Annotated in this window: 1 protein-coding gene; it reads left to right on the plus strand. The window is 70.8% G+C overall.

What is annotated here, in order from left to right:
• Window positions 1-991, plus strand: a 991-nt coding sequence (locus tag K7G59_RS34345) for a condensation domain-containing protein (RefSeq protein WP_225840660.1), incomplete at both ends; no start/stop codon positions are given.

Below are 991 nucleotides of genomic sequence, written 5' to 3' on the forward strand. Positions count from 1 at the left end.
GACGTGGTGCGCGTCGCGGACGACGACCAGTACGTGCTGGTCACGCTGCACCACATCGTGTCGGACGGCTGGTCCTCGGGGATCCTGGCCCGCGAACTGCGTGAGCTGTACGGGGCAGCTGTCGCCGGACGTGAGGCGTCGCTGCCGGAACTGTCGGTCCAGTACGCGGATTTCGCCGCCTGGCAGCGGGAGCAGCTCAGCGGCGAGTTCCTGGAGAGGCAGTTGGCGTACTGGCGTGAGCGCCTCACGGGGGTGCAGGCCCTGGAGCTTCCCACCGACCACCAGAGGCCGGCCGAGCGGGAGGGCGCCGAGGGCGACACCGTGTACTTCTCGGTGCCGTCGGAGGTGGCGGACGCGCTGCGGGCGACGGCGAGCGGGCAGGGGGCGAGCCTGTTCATGGCGCTGCTGTCCTTGTTCCAGATCGTCCTGGCCCGCTACTGCCGGCAGGACGACATCGCGGTGGGCACTCCGATCGCCGGCCGCAACCGCGCGGAGACGGAGGACCTGATCGGCTTCTTCGTGAACACCCTCGTCCTGCGCACCGACCTGTCCGGCGACCCCGCCTTCACGGAGCTCCTCGGCCGGGTGAAGGACACCGCGCTCGGCGCCTACGACCACCAGGACCTGCCCTTCGAACGCCTCGTGGAGGAACTCGCCCCCGACCGCGACCTGTCCCGCAACCCGCTGTTCCAGACGATGTTCGTCCTCCAGGCGCCCGGAGGCGCGGAAGACCAGGCTTGGGAGCTGGCGGGCACGCGGACCGAGCCGGTCGAGATCGAGCGGGGTGTCGCCAAGTTCGACCTGACGCTCACCGCGGTCGAGTCGGCGGACGGACTGCGCGCGGTGCTGGAGTACCGGACGGATCTGTTCGAGCGGGCGACGGTTGAGCGGATGGCTGGTCACTTCGCGACGTTGGCGGCGTCGGTGGCGGCTGCGCCGGGGGCCCGGCTGTCCGAGCTGAACATGCTCACGGAGCGGGAGCGGCGGGAGA

The organism is Streptomyces sp. NK08204 (assembly GCF_020400585.1).
In the GTDB taxonomy this organism is placed as follows: domain Bacteria; phylum Actinomycetota; class Actinomycetes; order Streptomycetales; family Streptomycetaceae; genus Streptomyces.